This window comes from Ornithinimicrobium sufpigmenti, from assembly GCF_004322775.1.
Taxonomy (GTDB): domain Bacteria; phylum Actinomycetota; class Actinomycetes; order Actinomycetales; family Dermatophilaceae; genus Ornithinicoccus; species Ornithinicoccus sufpigmenti.
Window position 1 is genome coordinate 3,644,595 of record NZ_CP036403.1, and the last position, 17,658, is coordinate 3,662,252.

Consider the following 17,658-nt stretch of genomic DNA (forward strand, 5'->3'; position numbering starts at 1 on the left):
AGGCAGGCAAGCAGCAGGTGGATGACCCCACCTCAGAGCCAGGCGACGCCGCGGTCATCGAAGTCGAGGCGCACCGCATCTCCCGCCGCGAGCCCGACCTCGTCCCCGAGTGCCTCGACGGTGCCCAGACCGTCGATCCGGACATCCAGGTGGACGGCGTCGCTCACGGTCACCGCGCGTAGGACCTGTGCCGTCACCGGCCCGTCCGGGGCGACCCGCAGGGCGCTGCGCCGCAGCGCCAGCCGACCGTCCGGCGGGCCGTCGAGAGCCACCCGCTCACCCAGCCGGCGGGCCTGCTCCGGCGACAAGATGGTGCTGAACCCGATGAACGACGCGACCTCCGGTGTGCCGGGCGCTCCCCAGACCTCGGTCGTCGGGCCCTCCTGGACGACCTCCCCGGCGAGCATCACGGCCATCCGGTCGGCGACGGTGAAGGCCTCGTCGTGGTCGTGGGTCACCATGACCGCGGTCGTGCCCGTCGTCGTGAGGATTTCCCGCAGGTCGCCGGCCAGCCGCTCCCGGAGCGAGCGGTCCAGCGCCGACAGCGGCTCGTCGAGCAGCAGTAACGCCGGCTCCGCCGCCAGGGCCCGCGCGAGCGCCACCCGCTGCTGCTCGCCGCCGGAGAGGGTAGTCGGCCGACGGTCGGCATACCCCGGCAGCCCGACCAGCTCCAGCAGCTCCGCCGCCCGCGACGCACGCTGCGCGCGACCGACGCCACGCAGCCGCAGGGAGTAGGCGATGTTCTCGGCGACGGACGCGTGGGCGAAGAGCTGCCCGTCCTGGAACATCAGGGCGAAACCGCGCCGGTGCGTCGGCACGCCTGCCAGGTCACGCCCCTGCCAGACGATGCGACCCCCGTCGAGCCGCTCCAGCCCGGCGACCGCCCGCAGCAGGGTCGACTTCCCGCACCCCGACGGGCCCAGCACGGCCAGCACCTGGCCCTCCTCCAGGGTCAAGGAGACGTCATCGACCGCGGTCGTCTCGCCGAAGCGCACGGTCAATTCACTGAGCTCGAGCATCAGAAGGAACCTACCGATCCGACTCGCAGCCGCTCGACCACGCCCATCACGGTCACCGTCACCAGCGCCAGCAGGACGCTCGCGGCGAGCGCCATGCCGACGTGGTCGGCCCCCGGGCGGGAGATCAACTGGTAGATGACGACCGGCACGGTCGGCCGGTCCGGGCGGGCCAGGAAGGCGGTGGCCCCGAACTCACCCAGCGACACCGCGAACGCGAAACCCGTCGCCGCCAGCAGCGGCTTGGTCAGCACCGGCCCCTCCGCGGTCCACGCCGCCCGCCACGGCCCGGCACCCAGTGCCGCTGCCGCCTCTCGCTGCCGCGGGTCCACCGAGCGCAGCACCGGCGTCAGGGTCCGCACCACGAGCGGCAGCGCCACCATCGCCTGCGCGATCGGCACGAGCACCGGCGAGGTGCGCAGGTCCAGCGGCGGCCGGTCCAGGGTGATGAGGAAGCCGAAGCCGACTGTCACCGCGGAGATCCCCAGCGGCAGCATGAACGCTCCGTCCAGCCCGGACACCACCCGCCGCCATGCCCTCGCTCTCGGCCGCCGGGACACGAGCACCGCCACCACGAGCCCGAGCACCATCGCCAGCACGGTGGCGTCGACGGCCGAGCGCAGTGAGTTGCCCATCGCCTCGGTCACGCTCACCCGCAGCGCCTGGGTCGCGTCCGGATCGGTGAGCGCCCGGTAGTGCCCCAGACCCCAACCGTCCCCCACCTGCAGCGAGCGCACGACCAGGGAGCCGACGGGCAGGAGCACGAACGCCACCACCAGCCCGGTCACCACCAGGGTGGGTATGTCGTGCCGCCGCACCGGGCGCGCTGCCGCTCGGGCGCCGACCCGCTGCAGGCTCTGCTCGCGCCGGCCCCGGGTGCGGGCGGCGATGACCAGCATCACCACGACGGCGAGCAGCTGCAGCACGGAGAGCACTGCCGCGCCCTGCAGGTCGAGGAAGTTGACGGTCAGCAGATAGATCTCGGTCTCGATGGTGCCGTAGCGCAGACCGCCGAGGGTGAGCACGACCCCGAAGGCGGTGGAGCAGAAGAGGAAGACCAAGGTGGCGGCGGAGATGACCGCCGGCGCCAGGACGGGCAGGGTGACGGTGCGCCATACCTGCCAGGGGTTGGCGCCCAGGGCGGCGGCGGACTCCTCGGCCCGCCGGTCCAGGCCCTCCCACATCCCGCCGACCGTACGCACGACCACGGCCAGGTTGAAGAAGACGAACGCCATCAGGATCGGCACCCAGGTGCCGTCCCAGCCGAGCCACCCGAGCGGCCCGCCGGAGGAGAGCAGGGAGCGGAACATGACGCCGACCACCACGGTCGGCAGCACGAACGGCATCACCACGACCGCCCGGAGGAGCGCCCGGCCGGGAAAGCGCAGCCGGTAGAGCACGAACGCGACCGGCAGCCCCGCCAGGAGCGTCAGTACGGTGCCCGCCGACGCGCTGACCAGGGTGAAGGCGAGCACCCGGAGGGTACGCCGCCGGGACAGCACCTCCGGCACGGCGGACAGGTCGAGCTGGCCGTCGGGGAAGAAGCCGCGGGCCAGCATGCCGCCGACCGGGAGCACGAAGAAGATCGCCAGGAAGGCTAACGGCAGCAGGGCGACCAGCCCCAGGGCGAGTCCCGGGCCGGTGAGGTGCGCAGAGCGTGCACCCCGACCTAGACGAGCCCAGATGGCCGCCGCCTCCTTCGACTTCCTTCGCCGGTGCTAACCGGAGCAGGTTCAAGGGTCTGCGGCCAGCTGCCGCACTCTCAGCGCACTCGCGCTCCCCTGTCGTACCGGGCCAGCCTACAGGCCGGTGGGTCAGCGGAGTGCGCACAACCTGGGATCAAGGTTGCGCTGAGGGATCACCCCGCCGCGCGTTGCCTCCTCGACTCAACCTGGGATCAAGGTTGTGCAAAGGGATGGAATCGAGGTTGTGCGGAGGGATCACCCCGCCGCACGTTGCCTCCTCGGCACAACCTGGGATCAAGGTTGTGCGGGGAGAGTCGGCGGCCTCGTCGGCGACGCGAGGCGAGACTTCGGCGCGCGAAACGCCGGCGAAGCGACGCGAGACGTCGCCGCGCGAGACGTCGCCGCGCGAGACGCAATCAGGAGGAAGACGCAACCAGGGCGAAGCGGGTGGGGCGGGGCCGCGCTACGGTGCCAGCAGGTGCCTTCGCGATCCGGCACCGCACGACGACGATCACGACGACCAGGAGCACCTCATGCCCAACCCCGTAGTCAGCAAGGCCAGCACCGTCTGGAACGGTGAGCTGTTCACCGGCAGCGGCACCACCACCCTCGACAGCTCGGGAGCGGCGTCCTTCCCGGTTGAGTGGAACGCCCGCGCCGAGGGCTCGGACACCACGACGACGCCGGAGGAGCTGCTCGCCGCGGCCCACGCGACCTGCTTCTCGATGGCCTTCTCCAACGAGATGAAGAAGAACGACACCCCGCCCACCGAGGTGCGGACCAGCGCCGAGGTGACCTTCGTCGCCGGCACCGGCATCACCGGCATCCACCTGACCACGCAGGTCACGGCCGAGGGCCTCGACGAGGAGACGTTCCAGAAGCTCGCCCAGGGCGCGAAGGAGAACTGCCCCGTGAGCCAGGCGCTCAAGAGTGTCGAGATCACCCTCGACGCCAGTCTGGGCTGAGTCACGCACACGCCAGTCTGAGCTGACCCGCGCACGACGCCAGTTCGGCCTGTTCCAGGCCACCACAACGACAAGGGCCCGGCCCGCCGGGAGGCTCATGCCTCGCCGGCTGACCGGGCCCTTCGGTTGCGCCCACCGCGGTTGCACCCACCGTCGGTTGCGCCCACCGTCGTTGCGCCCACCGTCGTTCGCCTACAGGAAGCGCGCGAAGAACTCCTTGGTGCGCTGCTCCTGCGGGTTCTCCAGGACCTGGTCGGGCGGGCCGGACTCGACCACGACACCGCCGTCCATGAAGAAGACCCGGTCGGCCGCGGCCTTGGCGAAGGTGATCTCGTGCGTGACCACGACCATGGTGTGGCCGCGCTCGGCGAGGTCCTGCATGGTGGACAGCACCTCCCCCACCAGCTCGGGGTCGAGCGCGCTCGTCGGCTCGTCGAAGAGCAGCAGCGTGGGCTCGATGGCCAGCGCGCGGGCGATGGCGACGCGCTGCTGCTGCCCGCCGGAGAGCTGGCCGGGGTAGGAGCCCTCGCGGTCGGCGAGGCCGACGATGCCCAGCAGCCGCCGGGCCCGCTCCTCGGCCTCGCGCCGGGAGACCCCGTGGACGACCGTGGGAGCCTCGATGAGGTTCTCCATGACGGTCATGTGCGGGAACAGGTTGAACTGCTGGAAGACCATGCCGACCTGGCCGCGCTGCTGGGCGGCGACCTTCGAGCTGGCCTTGTACAGCTCGCCGTTCTTCATCTCGTACCCGATGTAGACCCCGTCGACGCAGATCGAGCCGCTGTCCATCTCCTCGAGGTTGTTGATGCACCTCAGGAAGGTGGACTTACCCGACCCGGACGGGCCCAGGATGACGATGACCTCGCCGCGGTGGACGTCCAGGTTGATGCCCTTGAGCACCTCCAGGTCGCCGAAGCTCTTGTGGACGTCCTCGGCGCGGACGAGGATCTCGTTGGTGCTCTTCATGTGCGCTCCTGAACCTGCGGGACGATGGCCGGGTCCTCGTCGATGCCGTCGGCGTCGCCGTTGCGACCCTTGGCCTTCTTCTTGCTGGTTCCCCGCGTGGCGATGTCGCTCTTGCCGTAGTAGTTCTCGACGTGGTGCTGGACGAAGCTCAGGATCGACACCACGACCAGGTACCAGATGACCGCCACCAGCAGCAGCGGGATGGTCTGGAAGGTCCGGTTGTAGACGGCCTGCACGGTGTACAGCAGGTCGTGCATCGCGATCACCGACACCATGGCGGTGGCCTTGACCATGCTGATCAGCTGGTTGCCCGTGGGCGGGATGATCGACCGCATCGCCTGCGGCAGCACGACCCGGCGCAGCGCCGTCGTCTCGGTCATGCCGTAGGCCTTCGCCGCCTCGCGCTGGCCCCGCCCGACGGACAGCAGCCCGCCGCGGATCACCTCGGCCATGTAGGCGCCCTCGTTGAGGCTCAGCCCGAGGATCGCCGCGGTCAGGGGCGTGATGAGGTCGTTCGTCTCCCAGCTCACCAGGTCCGGGCCGCCGAAGGGTATGCCGATGCTCAGGGTGGGCAGCAGCGCCGCCAGGTTGAACCAGAAGATCAGTTGCACCAGCAGCGGCGTGCCCCGGAAGAACCAGAGGTAGGCGTCCGCGACCGCGCGCAGCAGGCGGTTGTTGGACATCTTCATCACGGCGAAGATCACCCCGAGGACCATGCCGATCAGCATGGAGACCGTCGCCAACCAGAGCGTGGTCCACAGGGCCCGCATGATCGAGGGGGCGAAGAGCCACTCGCCCACGACGTCCCACTCGAAGTTGGGGTTGGTGATCAGCTGGTGCACCAGCATGGCGACCAGCAGCAGCACGACGGCGCGGGTGGCCCACTGGCCCCAGTTCGGGTGGGTCTTGGCGTGCGCGACGTCCACCCGAGTGGTGGCCGTATCGGTCGGGCTGGTCATCACGACGTCGCCAGGTTCATGCCGGGCTCCTCGATCATGTTGTCACCGAGGTTCCACTTGGTCATGATCTCCTCGTAGGCGCCCGACTCGAAGAGCACCGTCAGGGTCTCCATGAGCAAGGGCCCGAGCTCGGAGTCCTTGGCGACGACCGCGCCCTGGTAGAGCGTGTCGAAGCCGTTGTCCTGACCCGTGGCGGCCAGCTCCAGCTCACCCTCGGCCTGCTCGACGAAGTAGGTCAGCGGCGCCTGCGAGGAGAAGAAGGCGTCGGCGCGACCGGAGCGCACGGCGAGGATGGACTGCGGCTGGTCCTTGAAGCTCATCACCTCGACCGCCGGCTCACCCTCGTCCTCGCAGGTCTGGGACTGCTCCTGGATGACCCGCTCGGCGCTGCCGCCGGCCTGCACGGCGATCTTCAGGCCGCAGGTGTCCTCCAGCGCCTGGATGTCGTTGGGGTTGCCGTTCTCCACGGCGAAGACGACGAACTCCTGGACGTAGTCGACGAAGTCGTTCTGCTCCTGGCGCTCCTTGAAGTCACCGACGGGGCCGAAGGCGAAGTCGAAGCGGCCGGACGACATACCGGTCAGGATGGAGGACAGCCCGTCGGCGGTGACGTGGTTCATCTCGATGCCCCAGATCTCACCGACGGCGTCGGCGAGCTCGGCGCTGGCGCCCTCGACGTTCCCGCCCTCGTGCACGATCGTGTACGGGGGGAAGGAGCCGGAGTTGACCGCGGTGATCTCGCCCGCCTCGGCATACTCGGCGGGCAGCATCTCGCGGATGCGGTCGACCTCGGCCTGGTCGATCTCGTCGAGGACGGACCCGCTGGCCTCGACCTCCTCGCCGCCGTCGGTGTCGACCTCGACAGGGTCGGAGCCGCAGGCGGCCAGGGTCAGGGTGGCGGCCGTCAGCAGGGCGCCGAACCGCAGGGTGTTCTTCGTGCTCTTCATGGCAGTGCTCCTCGAGGGGAAAGGGTCAGACGTTGAGTTCAGCTGAGGGAGGGGGGCGCGAAGCGCATGTTGGCCAGGACGGGGAGCTTGGCGCGGACGTCGTCGACCCGCTGGGTGTCGATGTCGGCGAAGATCAGCGCCTCGTCCTCGGCGGCGGCGGAGACCACGCGGCCCATGGGGTCCACGACGCAGCTCATGCCGACGTTGCGCTGGGAAATCTCCCCGCTGCCCACGACGTAGACCGTGTTGTCCAGCGCGCGCGCAGTGCACAGCGTCATCCAGTGGTGCTCCTTCATCGGGCCACGCACCCAGGCGGCGGGGACCAGGATCACCTGGGCACCGGCGAGCGCCAGGTGGCGGGAGTGCTCCGGGAAGCGCAGGTCGTAGCAGGTGGCGAGCCCGAACCGCACGCCGTCGAGCTCGACGACCGGGGGGAGGTCGTTGCCGGGGATGACCTTGTCCGACTCCTTGTCGGCGAAGGCGTCGTACAGGTGCAGCTTGTCGTAGCGCTCCACCACCTCGCCGTCGTCAACGACGAGGAAGGAGTTGAGCACCTTGACGGCGTCCGCGTCCTCCTTCAGGTGGACGGTGCCGGCCAGCGCGACGCCGTGCTCCTGGGAGATCTCCTGCAGGCCGCGGACGAACGGCCCGTCGGCGGCCTGGGCGCCGGTCTGGGTGGCGTTGGGGTCCTGGGCGTCCCGGGAGATGAGGCCCTCGGGCAGGACCAGAAGCCTGGCTCCCCCGGCGGCGGCCTGCTCGGCGAACCGCCCGATCGCCTCGAGGTTGGCGTCCGGCTCCTTGGCGACACGCATCTGTGCTACGGCGACCTTCACGGTCATCACTTCCAGTCCTGGGTCTTGGTGAAGAGGGTTTCGATGGACGGCGCGCTCGCGGCGATGCCGTCGTGGACCTGCAGCTCGAGGAAGTCCTCGACCATCGATCGGTGCATCTGCAGGGACGCTGCGTCCCATCCGGGGCGCAGGTGGCGCTTCTGCTGCTGGTATGCGGTGTCGGCACCCAGGGCGGGCTCGTCCAGCATCCGGCTGCGCCGGTGCGTCCACTCTGCCCGGGAGGACACCAGGACGTCGACCACCGCACGGGCGATCTCGACCGGGACCTCGGGCGCCGCGGTGAGGATGTGGATCCCCGGGACGTAGCCCCGGTCGGCGTAGTAGGCCAGCTCGGGCTCGGCGGAGGAGCCGTAGAGCGGCCGGATCGCCGCGTCGGGGCCGTAGGCCTGCGGCGGCATGAACGGGGTGAGGACGGCGTCGAGGTCACCGGCGAGCAGCAGGTCGACCAGGGTCGCGCCCTCCTCGATCTCCTCCACGTCGGTCCGGTCCCGTCCGGGCCCGAGCCGGTCGTAGGGCTTCGCCCCGCCGGTCAGCTGGCCGACGCGCCACTGCACGCCGTCGGTGTCGAGCCCGTCGTGACGCAGCGCGTCGCGGGTCCAGATGTTGCCGCTGTCGTGCCAGCCGGTCAGCCCGACCCGGCCGCCGGCCAGGTCGCCCGCGGACCGGCTGCCGGAGTCCCGGCGGACCAGGACGCAGCGGCTGCGGAAGGCCTGCATGGCGAAGAACGGGACGGCATACCGGGTGGTGGTGGCGGCAGCGGTGTCCAGCACGAACCGGCTGAGCGATGCCTCGGCGAGCTCGAAGCGGCCGTCGGCGTCGGCGCCGGGCAGCGTCTGCACCCGCTCGAGCTCCAGCTCGGCCCCTGCCTGGGCCAGGGGCGTGGTGTCCACCTCGCCGAGTGCCAGTGGCGTCAGCCAGGCCCAGTCGCGCATCGCCAACCTGATGGTCCTCATGTGAGGTCCTCCTCGTCTTGGATACCGATCGACGTTATGTTCAGCCTGGCGAGTAACGCAACCACATATGTTCCTGTACATTACCGGCCATGAGCGACGAGGTGACTGCGGAATGGCTGGCGCGACAGGTCCAGGACCGCAGCGCCAGCGGGATCGCCAGTGAGGTCTCGCAGCTGATCAACACCGGAGAGCTGCAGGTGGGGACACGTCTGCCCAGCGTGCGCGAGCTGGCGGTCCACCTGCGCGTCAGCCCCGCGACGGTCTCGGCGGCGTGGACCTCCTTGAAGCGTTTCGGGTCGGTCGAAAGTCGTGGCCGGGCGGGCACCCGGGTACTCGGCCCGCAGGCGCCCCACCCCCGCCGCTACTCCTCGGAGTTCACCGACGCGGAGAGCGCGGTGCTGGACCTGGGCCTCTCCGTCCCCGATCCCGCCCTGCTGCCCGACCTGACCCGCTACCTGCGGCCGCACGAGATCGCCGGCCTGCACCAGTACAAGCGGGTCCCGATCCACGCCCCGCTGGAGTCGGCCGCGCGCCAGCACTGGCCCTACCCCGCCGACACCCTCGCCGCCCTCAGCAGCGGCTACGAGGGGCTGCTCATGGCCTTGCGCACCTTCGTCCGGCCCGGGGACAACGTCATCGTCGAGGAGCCCTCGCCGCCCCGGCTCCTCGACTCGGTCGAGCACGTCGGCGCCCGGCTGCTGCCGGTCCGGCGCGACGCGGAGGGCGTGCGGCTCGACGACCTCGAGCGGGCCCTGGCCCGCAAGCCCACGGTCATGGTCCTGCAGCCCGGCGTGCACAACCCGGACGGCAACGCGCTCTCCGCCGCGCGGGCCGACGCGATCGCCGACCTCATCCAGGACCACGCCCTGTTGACGATCGAGGACGACGGCCTCGGCCTGCTGACGGACCGTCCCCTGCACACCCTGGCGGAGCGCCGTCCCGACCAGCGGCGGATCTTCGTCCGCTCCTTCTCCAAATCGCACGGCCCGGACCTTCGCCTGGCCGTCGTCGAGGGCGGCGAGCGGGAGATCGAGCAGCTCAGCGGTTTCTGGGAGTTCGGCGCCCGGTGGGCCAGCCGCATCCTGCAGGACGCGCTGGCCAGGATGCTCACCGATCCGGTGGCCTGGCAGACGCTGGACCGGGCGCGCGGGGAGTATGCCCGCCGCCGGCAGGCCTTCATCGAGCGCTTCGACCTGGCCGACCGCGCTCACGGTCAGGGCCTGCTCGACGTCTGGCTGCACGTCCGCAATGAGCGCCGCGCCGTGGTGACCCTCGCCGCCAACGGCGTCTCCTGCCTGGGCGCCCACCTCTTCTACACCGGCCAGGCCCCCGACTTCATCCGCGTCTCCACCTCGCTGATGCAGGGCACCGAGTGGACAGTGCTCGACCGCGCGGTCCGGGCGCTGAACCGGCAGCCGTGAACCGGCACCCTGGCACGCCTTCTGCTGCGCGTCCGGGTTGGATGGGCCCATGAGCCCAACGAGTCCGACGAGTCCAGCGACGACGGACGAGCACCAGGCGGGCGGGGCCGGCGGGTCCTCCGTCGCCGCCATGACCCGCGAGGCGATGGGCCGGCTGACGAACGCCGAGCGCAAGGCCGCCCGGGCGCTGCTGTCGGCATACCCGGTCGCCGGCCTGGAGACCGTGGCCGAGCTGGCCGAGCGGGCCGGGGTGAGCGCACCCACGGTGGTCCGCTTCGTCTCCCGCCTCGGGTTCAGCGGGTATGCCGCGTTCCAGCGGGCGCTCATGCACGAGGTGCACGCGCGGATGGGCTCGCCGCTGGAGCAGTATGCCGAGAAGCGCGCCGTGCCCTCCGGCGAAGAGCTGCTCCCCTACGTCGCCTCCACCTTCGTCGACTCCCTCCACTCTTCTTTCGACGGCATCCCGACCAGCGACTTCGAGCACGCCGTCGAGCTGCTCTGCTCCGCGCGGGTGCGCGTGCATGTCGTCGGGGGCCGGTTCAGCCACGTCCTGGCCGAGTACCTCGTCGCCCACCTGCAGCTGCTGCGCGCCGGGGTCCGCACCGTGCCGGGCGACGAGTTCTCCCGGGTCTCCCTGGTCGGCGACGTCACCAAGGACGACCTCCTCGTCGCCTTCGACTTCCGCCGCTACGACCCGAGCACGGTCCGGCTCGCGCAGGAGGCGGCCCGCGGCGGCGCCAAGATCCTGCTGCTCACCGACCCGTTCCTCTCGCCGATCTCGGCGGTCTCCGACACCGTCCTGCCCACCCGGGTCGACTCGCCCTCGCCCTTCGATTCCCTCGTGCCCGCCTTCGCGCTGGTCGAGGCGCTGGTGGCCGCGGTGACCGACCGGCTGGGCGACCGCGGCCGGAGCCGCGTCGAGCGGCTCGAAGGGCTGCGCGAGCGGCTCGACCCGCATACCCCGTCCGCCTTGCCCCCGCCCGTCCCCTGACGACCGGCGACACGCTTTGCTCGCCACCGGCGACACGCTTTGCTCGCCACCGGCGACACGGTTTACTCCCCACCGGGGACACGCTTTGCTCCCCACCGGGAACACGCTGTGCTCGCCACCGGGGACACGGTTTGCTCGCCACCGGGGACACGACATCGCCCAGGGCTGTAACGAGAATTTCACACACCTTTGCTTGACGCTTTGACGTAACCGATGTTTCATGGACCCGCCCTCACCGTCGAAAGGCCACCCATGCATCCGCAGCCCGAGCCCGGGACCGTCTCCTCCTCAGGCGCCTCAGCAGCGTCGGACACCACGCCCGACGGGACCGTCGTCACCCCCTCCGGCCTGCACCGCCGCCTGCGCGTGTGGGAGGTCACCGCCCTGTCGGTCGGCTTCATGGGCCCGGTCATGGCCATGTCGCTCAACGGCATCGGCGTCGCCGGCCTCGTCGGCAGCGCGGTGCCGTTCACCTTCGCGGTCTCCTTCGCCGGCGTCATGCTCGTGGCCTACGCCTTCATCCGGCTCACCCGATACTTCACGCACGCGGGCAGCGTGTATGCCCTCGCCGGCGTGACGCTGGGCCCGCGCGCCGGCTTCTTCGGCGGGTTCGCGCTGCTGGGTACCTATCTCTTCTTCTCCGCCTGCATCACCGGCGCCTGCGCGGTCTTCTTCGAGGCGATGCTGGGCGAGCTCGGCGTCGAGATGCCGGGCGGCGCGTGGGTCGCGATCGCCGTCGTCGTCTCCGCGCTGGCGCTGCTGCTCAACGTGCGGGAGTCGACGGTCACCACCCGCACCCTGCTGGGCATCGGCATGGTCGGGATCCTCGTCATGGTCGCGCTCAGCCTGATCATCATCGCGCGCGTCGCCAGCGGCGACGCGCCCGTCAGCACCGGCGTCGACTTCAGCACGCTGCTGCCGGGCGAGGCGTCCTGGACGGCGATCATGACCGCCTCGGTCTTCGGCTTCCTGTCCTGGGCCGGCTTCGAGTCCGGCACCTCGCTCAGCGAGGAGGCCCGCGACCCCAAGCGCACGATCCCCCACGCGCTGACCTACGCGGTCGTCATCGCCGGTGTCATCTACACGCTGGTGATGTTCGCCCAGACGATCGGCTACGGCACCGACGCCGCCGGCCAGGAGGCGTTCGCCGGCGCCAGCTCCACGCTGACCGAGCTGAGCTCGACCTATATCGGCCCCTGGTTCGCCGTGATCATCTCGATCATCGCCTTCTGCGTGGCGTTCGCCTCGCTGCTCAGCTGCTCGGCCGCCGCTGCCCGGCTCGTGTTCGCGCTGGCCCGCGACGGCTTCGGCCCCGCCGCCCTCGCCCGCACCAGCGCCAAGACCGGCGCCCCTGTGCCGGCCACGATCGCGGTCATCACCGTGACCATGCTCCTGGTCGTCCTGCTGGCGGTCATCGGCGGCGGCCCGGTCGAGGTCTACTACTGGTACGCCACCATCGCCACCCTCTGCATGGTCGTCGCCTACGGCATGGCCTCCGTCGGCGCGATCCGGCACACCTTCCGCCCCGACTCCCCCATCAAGCGTTGGGAGGTCGTCGTCCCGACGCTCGGCATCGTCTACCTGGTCTACGTGTATGTCGTGCAGGTCGCCGGGCAGGAGGCGCCGTACACCTACTTCCCGTGGATGGCCGGGGCCTGGTGCCTGGTCGGCCTCATCGTCATCCTCGCCGCCCCGTCGCTCGCCGACCGGATCGGTGCACGTCTCACCAGAGAGGACCTCGGGTAAGGATGGGACACGTGAGCCAGACCGAAGAGGACCTGACCCCCCTGACCTTCGTCGCGACCAGCGACCTGTCGGCGATCACCAAGGGCCGGTCGATGCCGAGCGCGCTGCTCGAGCCGGGGGTGACAACCGGCTGGGTGCCGGCCAACTTCGGCATCGGCGCCAGCGGCCACATCGCCGACCAGATCCCGTTCGGGTCGACCGGTGACCTGCGGCTGCGCCCGGACCACGACTCCGCGCACGTCATCACCGGCGTCCCCGGCCGTCCGGACACCCGGCTGATCCTGGCCGACATCGTGCACACCGACGGCGAGCCGTGGGCCTGCTGCCCGCGCACCTTCCTGCGGGACGCGGTCGAGCGGCTCGAGAGCGAGTTCGGGCTCACGGTGCAGTCGGCGTTCGAGCACGAGTTCATGGACCTCGACATCACCGACGACCACCACCCGTTCTCCTGGCGCAACTTCCGCAACGCCGAGCCGATCGGCTCCCAGCTCGTCACCGCCATGGAGCGCAGCGGGCTGGAGCCGGAGACCTGGCTGCCGGAGTACGGCCAGCACCAGTTCGAGGTCACCGTCTCCCGCACCGACGCCGTCGCCTCGGCCGACCGGGCGATCCTCGTCCGCGACCTCGTGCGTGACGTCTTCTCCGCCGCCGGCCACCGGACCAGCTTCTCCCCCGTCGTCGTCCCCGGCGGCTCCGGCAACGGCGTGCACGTCCACTTCGGGCTGAGCGACGCCGAGGGCACCAACGTCATGTTCGACGCCTCCCGCCCGGGCCGGCTCACCGAGCTCGGCGGCCGGTTCGCGACCGGGGTCCTGCGGCACGCCCCCGCCCTCGCCGCGATCTTCGCCCCGCTCACCGTCTCCTACCTGCGCCTGCGGCCGCACCAGTGGTCCAGCGCCGGCGTCTTCCTCGGCCTGCACAACCGCGAGGCGCTGCTGCGGCTGTGCCCCACCGTCGAGATCGACGGGCAGGACCCGGAGCCGCAGCTGCACCTGGAGTTCCGCGGCGGCGACATCGGCGCCAACCCGTGGCTGCTGCTCGGTGCCCTGCTGCACGCCGGGATGGAGGGCCTGCGCACCGACGCCGAGCCGGCCGAGCTGCAGGTCGGCGAGGTCGACCCGAGCAGCCGCGGCGACGTCGCCGAGCTGCCCCGCACCCTCGCGGAGGCGCTGGACGCGCTCGAGCAGGACGAGGTGGTCCGGGGCTGGTTCGCGCCCGAACTGGTCACGACATACCTGCGCATCAAGCGGATCGAGCTGGAGGAAGTGAGCAAGCTGAGCGAGACCGAGCAGTGTGAGTGGTATGCCCGTGCCTACTGAGAACGGCTGGCTCGCCGACCTGCACCTCGTCGACCACCACTGCCACGGCGTCATCGAGGGGCCGGTGGACCGGGCCACCTTCGAGGACCTCATCACCGAGTCCGACGTGCCGGCGCCGGACGGGGCGACCTTCTTCGACACCCAGCTCGGCTTCGCGATCCGCCGCGACTGCGCGCCGGTCCTCGACCTGCCCTCCTTCGCCTCCCCCGAGGACTACCTGGCGCGGCGGGCCGAGCTGGGTGGCGAGGCCACCCGCCGCCTCCTGCGGGCCAGCGGGATCGGCGACTACGTCATCGAGACCGGCTTCAAGGCCGACCAGATCCTCACGCCCGCCCAGATGGGCGCGGCCGCGGGCGCAGGGTATGCCGAGGTGGTCCGCCTCGAGCGGCTCGCCGAGCAGGTGGCCGAAGAGGTCGGCCCGGAGGACTTCCTCGCCGCCTTCCGCGACCGCCTGGACGCCGAGCTGCGCACGGCGGTGGGGGTCAAGAGCATCGCGGCCTACCGGGTCGGCTTCGACATCGACCCATCCCGGCCGACCGACGACGCGGTGGCGCGCGCGGTCGGCGACTGGCAGGCCGCGCGCCAGCCCGGGCAGCCGCTGCGGCTGAGCGACCCGGTGCTGGTGCGGCTGGGCTGGTGGGAGGCGATCGACCGGGCGGTGCCGATCCAGTTCCACGTCGGCTACGGCGACCCGGACGTCGACCTGCATCGCTGCAACCCGCTGCTGCTCACCGACCTGCTCCGTCTGGCCCGCGGCAGCGGCGCGAGCATCCTGCTGCTGCACTGCTACCCCTTCCACCGCGAGGCCGGCTACCTCGCCCACGTCTTCGAGCACGTCTACTGCGACGTCGGGCTGGCCGTCACCTACACCGGCGCGCAGTCCGCCCAGGTCATCGCCGAGTCGCTGGAGCTCACGCCCTTCTTCAAGGCGATGTTCTCCTCCGACGCCTTCGGTGCAGCCGAGCTCTACTACCTCGGCGCCGAGCTGTTCCGCCGCGGCCTGCAGCGCGCCTTCACCACATGGGCCGGGCCTCAGGGCTGGCCCGAGGAGGAGCAGCAAAGGGTGGCCAGCCTCGTCGCCGGCGAGAACGCCCGCCGCGTCTACCGGCTCGACCAAGCCCCGACCACGACCTTCGGGCGACCGGGCGCACGGTTCTCACGATGACGATGGTTACGATTCCGTCCTCCCGGCGACCGGGCGCACGGTTCTCACGAGGGCGCGCGAGCAGATGACGGCCTCTTTCGCCCAGGACACTGCGCTGGACAGCCTGCGCCAGCGCTGGCTCGAGGCGGTCGCCGCGGAGCTCCCGGCCGCGCTCGAGCTGCGCCGCGAGGTGCACCGCGACCCCCGCCTGTCCGGTGCGGAGGAGCCGACGGCGCAGGCGGTCGAGCGGGCCCTCGGCATACCTCTGGAGCGAGTCGCGGAGACCGGCCGGATCGGTCGCGTCGGCCCGGCCACCGGGCCGTCCGTCCTGCTGCGGGCCGAGTTGGACGCGCTGCCCGTGCGCGAGGCGACGGGCGCGGCCTACGCCTCGACGACCGGCTCCATGCACGCCTGCGGGCACGACGTGCACCTGGCGGCCCTGGTCGCGGTGGTCCGCGCCGCCCGTGCGCTGCCGCTGCCGCTGGGCCTGGTGCCGCTGCTGCAGCCGCGCGAGGAGACCTACCCCTCCGGGGCGCAGAACGTCGTGCGCTCGCGGGCCCTGTCGCGGTATGCCGTGTCCGCCGCCGTCGGCGCGCACGTGCACCCGACCGTCCCGCCGGGGACCGTCGCCACCGGCGCCGGGGTGGTCAACGCGGCCGCGGACGAGATCGAGATCGTGCTGCGGGGCCGCGGCGGGCACGGGGCCTACCCGCACCACGCCAGCGACCCGGTCGCCGCGATCGCCCACATCGTGCTCGGCCTGCCCGAGCTGATGCGCCGCACGGTCTCCCCGATGCAACCCAGCACCCTGTCTGTCGGCCACCTGCAGGCCGGCGAGCGCAGCGCCAACGTGCTGCCCGGCGAGGCGCGGCTGCTGGCGACGCTGCGCACGACCACGCACGCCGACCGGCAGCAGTTCCAGGAGCAGGTGCGCCACTTCGTCGCCCGGCAGGCGGACTCCTACGGCCTGGAGGGCGAGGTGGTGGTCACGGCCGGGGAGCCGATGCTGTCCAACGACCCGCTGCTCGTGGGGCATATGGACGCCTGGCTGGAGCGGTGCGGCATCGAGCCGACCGAGCCGATGCGCTCCCTCGGCGCCGACGACTTCTCCTTCTTCGGCGAGGTCGTGCCGTCGGTGATGGCGTTCGTCGGCGTGCAGGTCGACGGCCACGCGCAGCCGCCGCCGCTGCACCACCCGGAGTTCCTGCCCACCGACGACGCGGTGGAGCGGGTCGCGACGGCGTTCGTCTGCGGCTACCTGGCCGCGGTGGAGAGGCAGGAGGGCTGATGACACCCGCAGCAGGGACGGGCCGGGCTACCCCCGGACGCTCCGACGAACAGTGGTATGCCGCCGACGGCCAGGTCGTCGCCGGCGTGGAGAAGCTGCGCTTCTTCCCTCAGGTGACGGCGGCCGGTCGCGGCAGCATCCTGACGACCCCCGAGGGCCGCGAGCTGCTCGACCTCAGCGCCAGCTGGACCGCGACGGGACTCGGCCACGCGCACCCGGCCGTGGTGCAGGCGGTCACCGACGCCGTGTCCACCCAGGCGACCGGGTCGATCCTGTCCGGCAGCCACCCCGAGGCGGTCCTGCTCGCCGAGGAGCTGCTCGGGCTCGTCGCGACCACCGGCACGGAGCGCCGCGTCTACCTGGGCCACGCCGGCACCGACGCCAACGACGTCGCGCTCCGCGCCGTCCGGCACGCCACCGGGAGGCCGGGGATCCTCGCCTTCGAGCGCGGCTACCACGGCGGGCTCGGCGGCTCGATGGCCGTCTCCGGGCTGCACGTCGCGGCCGGCGCGGTGCCGGACCCCCACCTGCGGCTGGTCCCCTACCCCGACCCCTACCGGCCGTGGACCGGCGACCCCGCCACCCTGCTCGAGCAGACCCTCGCCCGCGTCGAGGAGCACCTGGCCGGCGGAGACGTCGCGGCGGTCTTCGTCGAGCCGATCCAGTCCGACGGCGGCGTGATCGTCCCGCCGGACGGCTTCCTCGCCGGACTGCGAGAGGCGACCGCACGGCACGGCGCCCTGCTGGTGATCGACGAGGTCAAGGTCGGGCTCGGCCGGACCGGCCACTTCCTGGCGCACCACGCCGAGGGCGTCCTGCCCGACCTGGTCACCCTGGGGAAGGTCCTCGGCTCGGGGCTCCCGCTGTCCGCCGTCGTCGGCCCTGCCGCCGCGCTGGACGAGCCGAGCGCGTCGGCGCTGATGACGACCATCGGCAACCCGGTCTCCTGCGCCGCCGGCCGCGCCGTGCTGCGCCTGCTCCGCGACGGCTCCCTCGCCAAGGCGGCCCAGGTGCGCGGAGCGCAGCTGCGGGCGGGGCTGGAGGCGTATGCCGCTTCCGACCGGCCGGGCGCTGCGCACGTCGGCGACGTGCGGGGCCGCGGGCTGGCCCTCGGCGTCGAGCTGGTCGACCCCGGCACCCGCGAGCCGGCCACCGGGCTGACCGCCCGGGCGGTCTACGCCCTCTGGCGGCTCGGCGGCATCGCCTACCCGGTGCGCGACAACGTCATCGAGATCACGCCGGCCCTGACGATCAGCGAGGCGGAGGTCGACCACGCGGTCGAGCTGTTGTCCGGAGCCATCGACGCCGCAGTGAGCGGTGAGGTGAGCGAGGAGGACGTCGCGCCGTTCAGCGGCTGGTAGGCGACCCCTCGGGCCTGACGGTTGGTGCACACGCGGCCACCCACGG

At 71.7% G+C, this 17,658-nt stretch carries 15 protein-coding genes and 1 riboswitch; of the genes, 8 read left to right on the forward strand and 7 right to left on the reverse strand.

The window, feature by feature from the left end; genetic code table 11:
- Positions 1-32: 32 nt before the first annotated feature.
- Positions 33-1,019 carry an ABC transporter ATP-binding protein gene (locus ESZ52_RS16785; protein ID WP_131105922.1) on the reverse strand — a complete coding sequence of 329 codons (987 nt, stop codon included), beginning with the start codon at positions 1,017-1,019 and terminating at the stop codon, positions 33-35.
- On the reverse strand, positions 1,019-2,575 hold the full coding sequence (locus ESZ52_RS16790) for an ABC transporter permease subunit (protein ID WP_181010049.1): 1,557 nt from the start codon (positions 2,573-2,575) through the stop codon (positions 1,019-1,021). Before ESZ52_RS16790 ends, ESZ52_RS16785 begins: the two co-directional genes overlap by 1 nt.
- 128 nt (positions 2,576-2,703) lie before the next feature.
- A riboswitch (TPP riboswitch) is annotated at positions 2,704-2,809 on the reverse strand.
- 425 nt (positions 2,810-3,234) lie between these two features.
- On the opposite strand from ESZ52_RS16790, the gene ESZ52_RS16795 reads away from it, so the two are divergent.
- A complete protein-coding gene (locus ESZ52_RS16795; RefSeq protein ID WP_131105924.1) occupies positions 3,235-3,666 on the forward strand; it encodes an OsmC family peroxiredoxin in 432 nt (143 codons plus the stop codon).
- 192 nt (positions 3,667-3,858) lie between these two features.
- Here ESZ52_RS16795 and ESZ52_RS16800 read toward each other — a convergent pair whose 3' ends face one another.
- Genes ESZ52_RS16800 through ESZ52_RS16820 form a run of 5 tightly spaced genes read right to left on the reverse strand, consistent with a single transcriptional unit; the run spans position 3,859 to position 8,342 of the window.
- On the reverse strand, positions 3,859-4,632 hold the full coding sequence (locus ESZ52_RS16800; RefSeq protein WP_131105925.1) for an amino acid ABC transporter ATP-binding protein: 774 nt from the start codon (positions 4,630-4,632) through the stop codon (positions 3,859-3,861).
- Entirely contained in the window at positions 4,629-5,591 is a 963-nt protein-coding gene (locus ESZ52_RS16805) for an amino acid ABC transporter permease (RefSeq protein ID WP_131105926.1), read from the reverse strand. The genes ESZ52_RS16800 and ESZ52_RS16805 overlap by 4 nt, the downstream gene beginning before the upstream one ends.
- Positions 5,591-6,538, reverse strand: a complete 948-nt coding sequence (locus tag ESZ52_RS16810) for an ABC transporter substrate-binding protein (RefSeq protein WP_131105927.1) — start codon at positions 6,536-6,538, stop codon at positions 5,591-5,593. The genes ESZ52_RS16805 and ESZ52_RS16810 overlap by 1 nt, the downstream gene beginning before the upstream one ends.
- A 38-nt stretch (positions 6,539-6,576) precedes the next feature.
- Positions 6,577-7,377, reverse strand: a complete 801-nt coding sequence (locus tag ESZ52_RS16815) for a nitrilase-related carbon-nitrogen hydrolase (protein WP_131105928.1) — start codon at positions 7,375-7,377, stop codon at positions 6,577-6,579.
- The gene (locus ESZ52_RS16820; protein WP_131105929.1) at positions 7,377-8,342 is read right to left on the reverse strand and encodes a substrate-binding domain-containing protein; all 966 of its coding nucleotides are present in this window, start codon (positions 8,340-8,342) and stop codon (positions 7,377-7,379) included. The genes ESZ52_RS16815 and ESZ52_RS16820 overlap by 1 nt, the downstream gene beginning before the upstream one ends.
- Positions 8,343-8,431: 89 nt before the next feature.
- Between ESZ52_RS16820 and ESZ52_RS16825 the strand changes: the two genes are divergently transcribed.
- The 7 genes from ESZ52_RS16825 (at position 8,432) to ESZ52_RS16855 (ending at position 17,612) form a co-directional block, all read left to right on the forward strand.
- Positions 8,432-9,763 carry an aminotransferase-like domain-containing protein gene (locus tag ESZ52_RS16825; RefSeq protein ID WP_131105930.1) on the forward strand — a complete coding sequence of 444 codons (1,332 nt, stop codon included), beginning with the start codon at positions 8,432-8,434 and terminating at the stop codon, positions 9,761-9,763.
- A gap of 49 nt (positions 9,764-9,812) precedes the next feature.
- Complete coding sequence (locus ESZ52_RS16830; protein WP_131105931.1) at positions 9,813-10,754, forward strand: MurR/RpiR family transcriptional regulator; 942 nt, start codon at positions 9,813-9,815, stop codon at positions 10,752-10,754.
- 252 nt (positions 10,755-11,006) lie between these two features.
- The gene (locus tag ESZ52_RS16835) at positions 11,007-12,500 is read left to right on the forward strand and encodes an APC family permease (protein WP_131105932.1); all 1,494 of its coding nucleotides are present in this window, start codon (positions 11,007-11,009) and stop codon (positions 12,498-12,500) included.
- Between the two features lie 11 nt (positions 12,501-12,511).
- Complete coding sequence (locus ESZ52_RS16840) at positions 12,512-13,819, forward strand: type I glutamate--ammonia ligase (RefSeq protein ID WP_238154631.1); 1,308 nt, start codon at positions 12,512-12,514, stop codon at positions 13,817-13,819.
- Entirely contained in the window at positions 13,803-14,984 is a 1,182-nt protein-coding gene (locus ESZ52_RS16845) for an amidohydrolase family protein (protein ID WP_131105934.1), read from the forward strand. Before ESZ52_RS16840 ends, ESZ52_RS16845 begins: the two co-directional genes overlap by 17 nt.
- Positions 14,985-15,048: 64 nt before the next feature.
- Positions 15,049-16,251: a M20 metallopeptidase family protein gene (locus ESZ52_RS16850; RefSeq protein ID WP_131105935.1), complete on the forward strand. Its 1,203-nt coding sequence runs from the start codon at positions 15,049-15,051 to the stop codon at positions 16,249-16,251.
- On the forward strand, positions 16,251-17,612 hold the full coding sequence (locus ESZ52_RS16855; RefSeq protein WP_131105936.1) for an aspartate aminotransferase family protein: 1,362 nt from the start codon (positions 16,251-16,253) through the stop codon (positions 17,610-17,612). Before ESZ52_RS16850 ends, ESZ52_RS16855 begins: the two co-directional genes overlap by 1 nt.
- The last annotated feature ends 46 nt before the right edge of the window (positions 17,613-17,658 follow it).

Coding starts and splice junctions, on each gene's coding strand:
- ESZ52_RS16785 (WP_131105922.1), bottom strand. CDS start 1,019: ATGCTCGAGCTCAGTGAATTGACCGTGCGCTTCGGCGAGACGACCGCG.
- ESZ52_RS16790 (WP_181010049.1), bottom strand. CDS start 2,575: ATGCTGGCCCGCGGCTTCTTCCCCGACGGCCAGCTCGACCTGTCCGCC.
- ESZ52_RS16795 (WP_131105924.1), top strand. CDS start 3,235: ATGCCCAACCCCGTAGTCAGCAAGGCCAGCACCGTCTGGAACGGTGAG.
- ESZ52_RS16800 (WP_131105925.1), bottom strand. CDS start 4,632: ATGAAGAGCACCAACGAGATCCTCGTCCGCGCCGAGGACGTCCACAAG.
- ESZ52_RS16805 (WP_131105926.1), bottom strand. CDS start 5,591: ATGACCAGCCCGACCGATACGGCCACCACTCGGGTGGACGTCGCGCAC.
- ESZ52_RS16810 (WP_131105927.1), bottom strand. CDS start 6,538: ATGAAGAGCACGAAGAACACCCTGCGGTTCGGCGCCCTGCTGACGGCC.
- ESZ52_RS16815 (WP_131105928.1), bottom strand. CDS start 7,377: ATGACCGTGAAGGTCGCCGTAGCACAGATGCGTGTCGCCAAGGAGCCG.
- ESZ52_RS16820 (WP_131105929.1), bottom strand. CDS start 8,342: ATGAGGACCATCAGGTTGGCGATGCGCGACTGGGCCTGGCTGACGCCA.
- ESZ52_RS16825 (WP_131105930.1), top strand. CDS start 8,432: ATGAGCGACGAGGTGACTGCGGAATGGCTGGCGCGACAGGTCCAGGAC.
- ESZ52_RS16830 (WP_131105931.1), top strand. CDS start 9,813: ATGAGCCCAACGAGTCCGACGAGTCCAGCGACGACGGACGAGCACCAG.
- ESZ52_RS16835 (WP_131105932.1), top strand. CDS start 11,007: ATGCATCCGCAGCCCGAGCCCGGGACCGTCTCCTCCTCAGGCGCCTCA.
- ESZ52_RS16845 (WP_131105934.1), top strand. CDS start 13,803: ATGCCCGTGCCTACTGAGAACGGCTGGCTCGCCGACCTGCACCTCGTC.
- ESZ52_RS16850 (WP_131105935.1), top strand. CDS start 15,049: ATGACGGCCTCTTTCGCCCAGGACACTGCGCTGGACAGCCTGCGCCAG.
- ESZ52_RS16855 (WP_131105936.1), top strand. CDS start 16,251: ATGACACCCGCAGCAGGGACGGGCCGGGCTACCCCCGGACGCTCCGAC.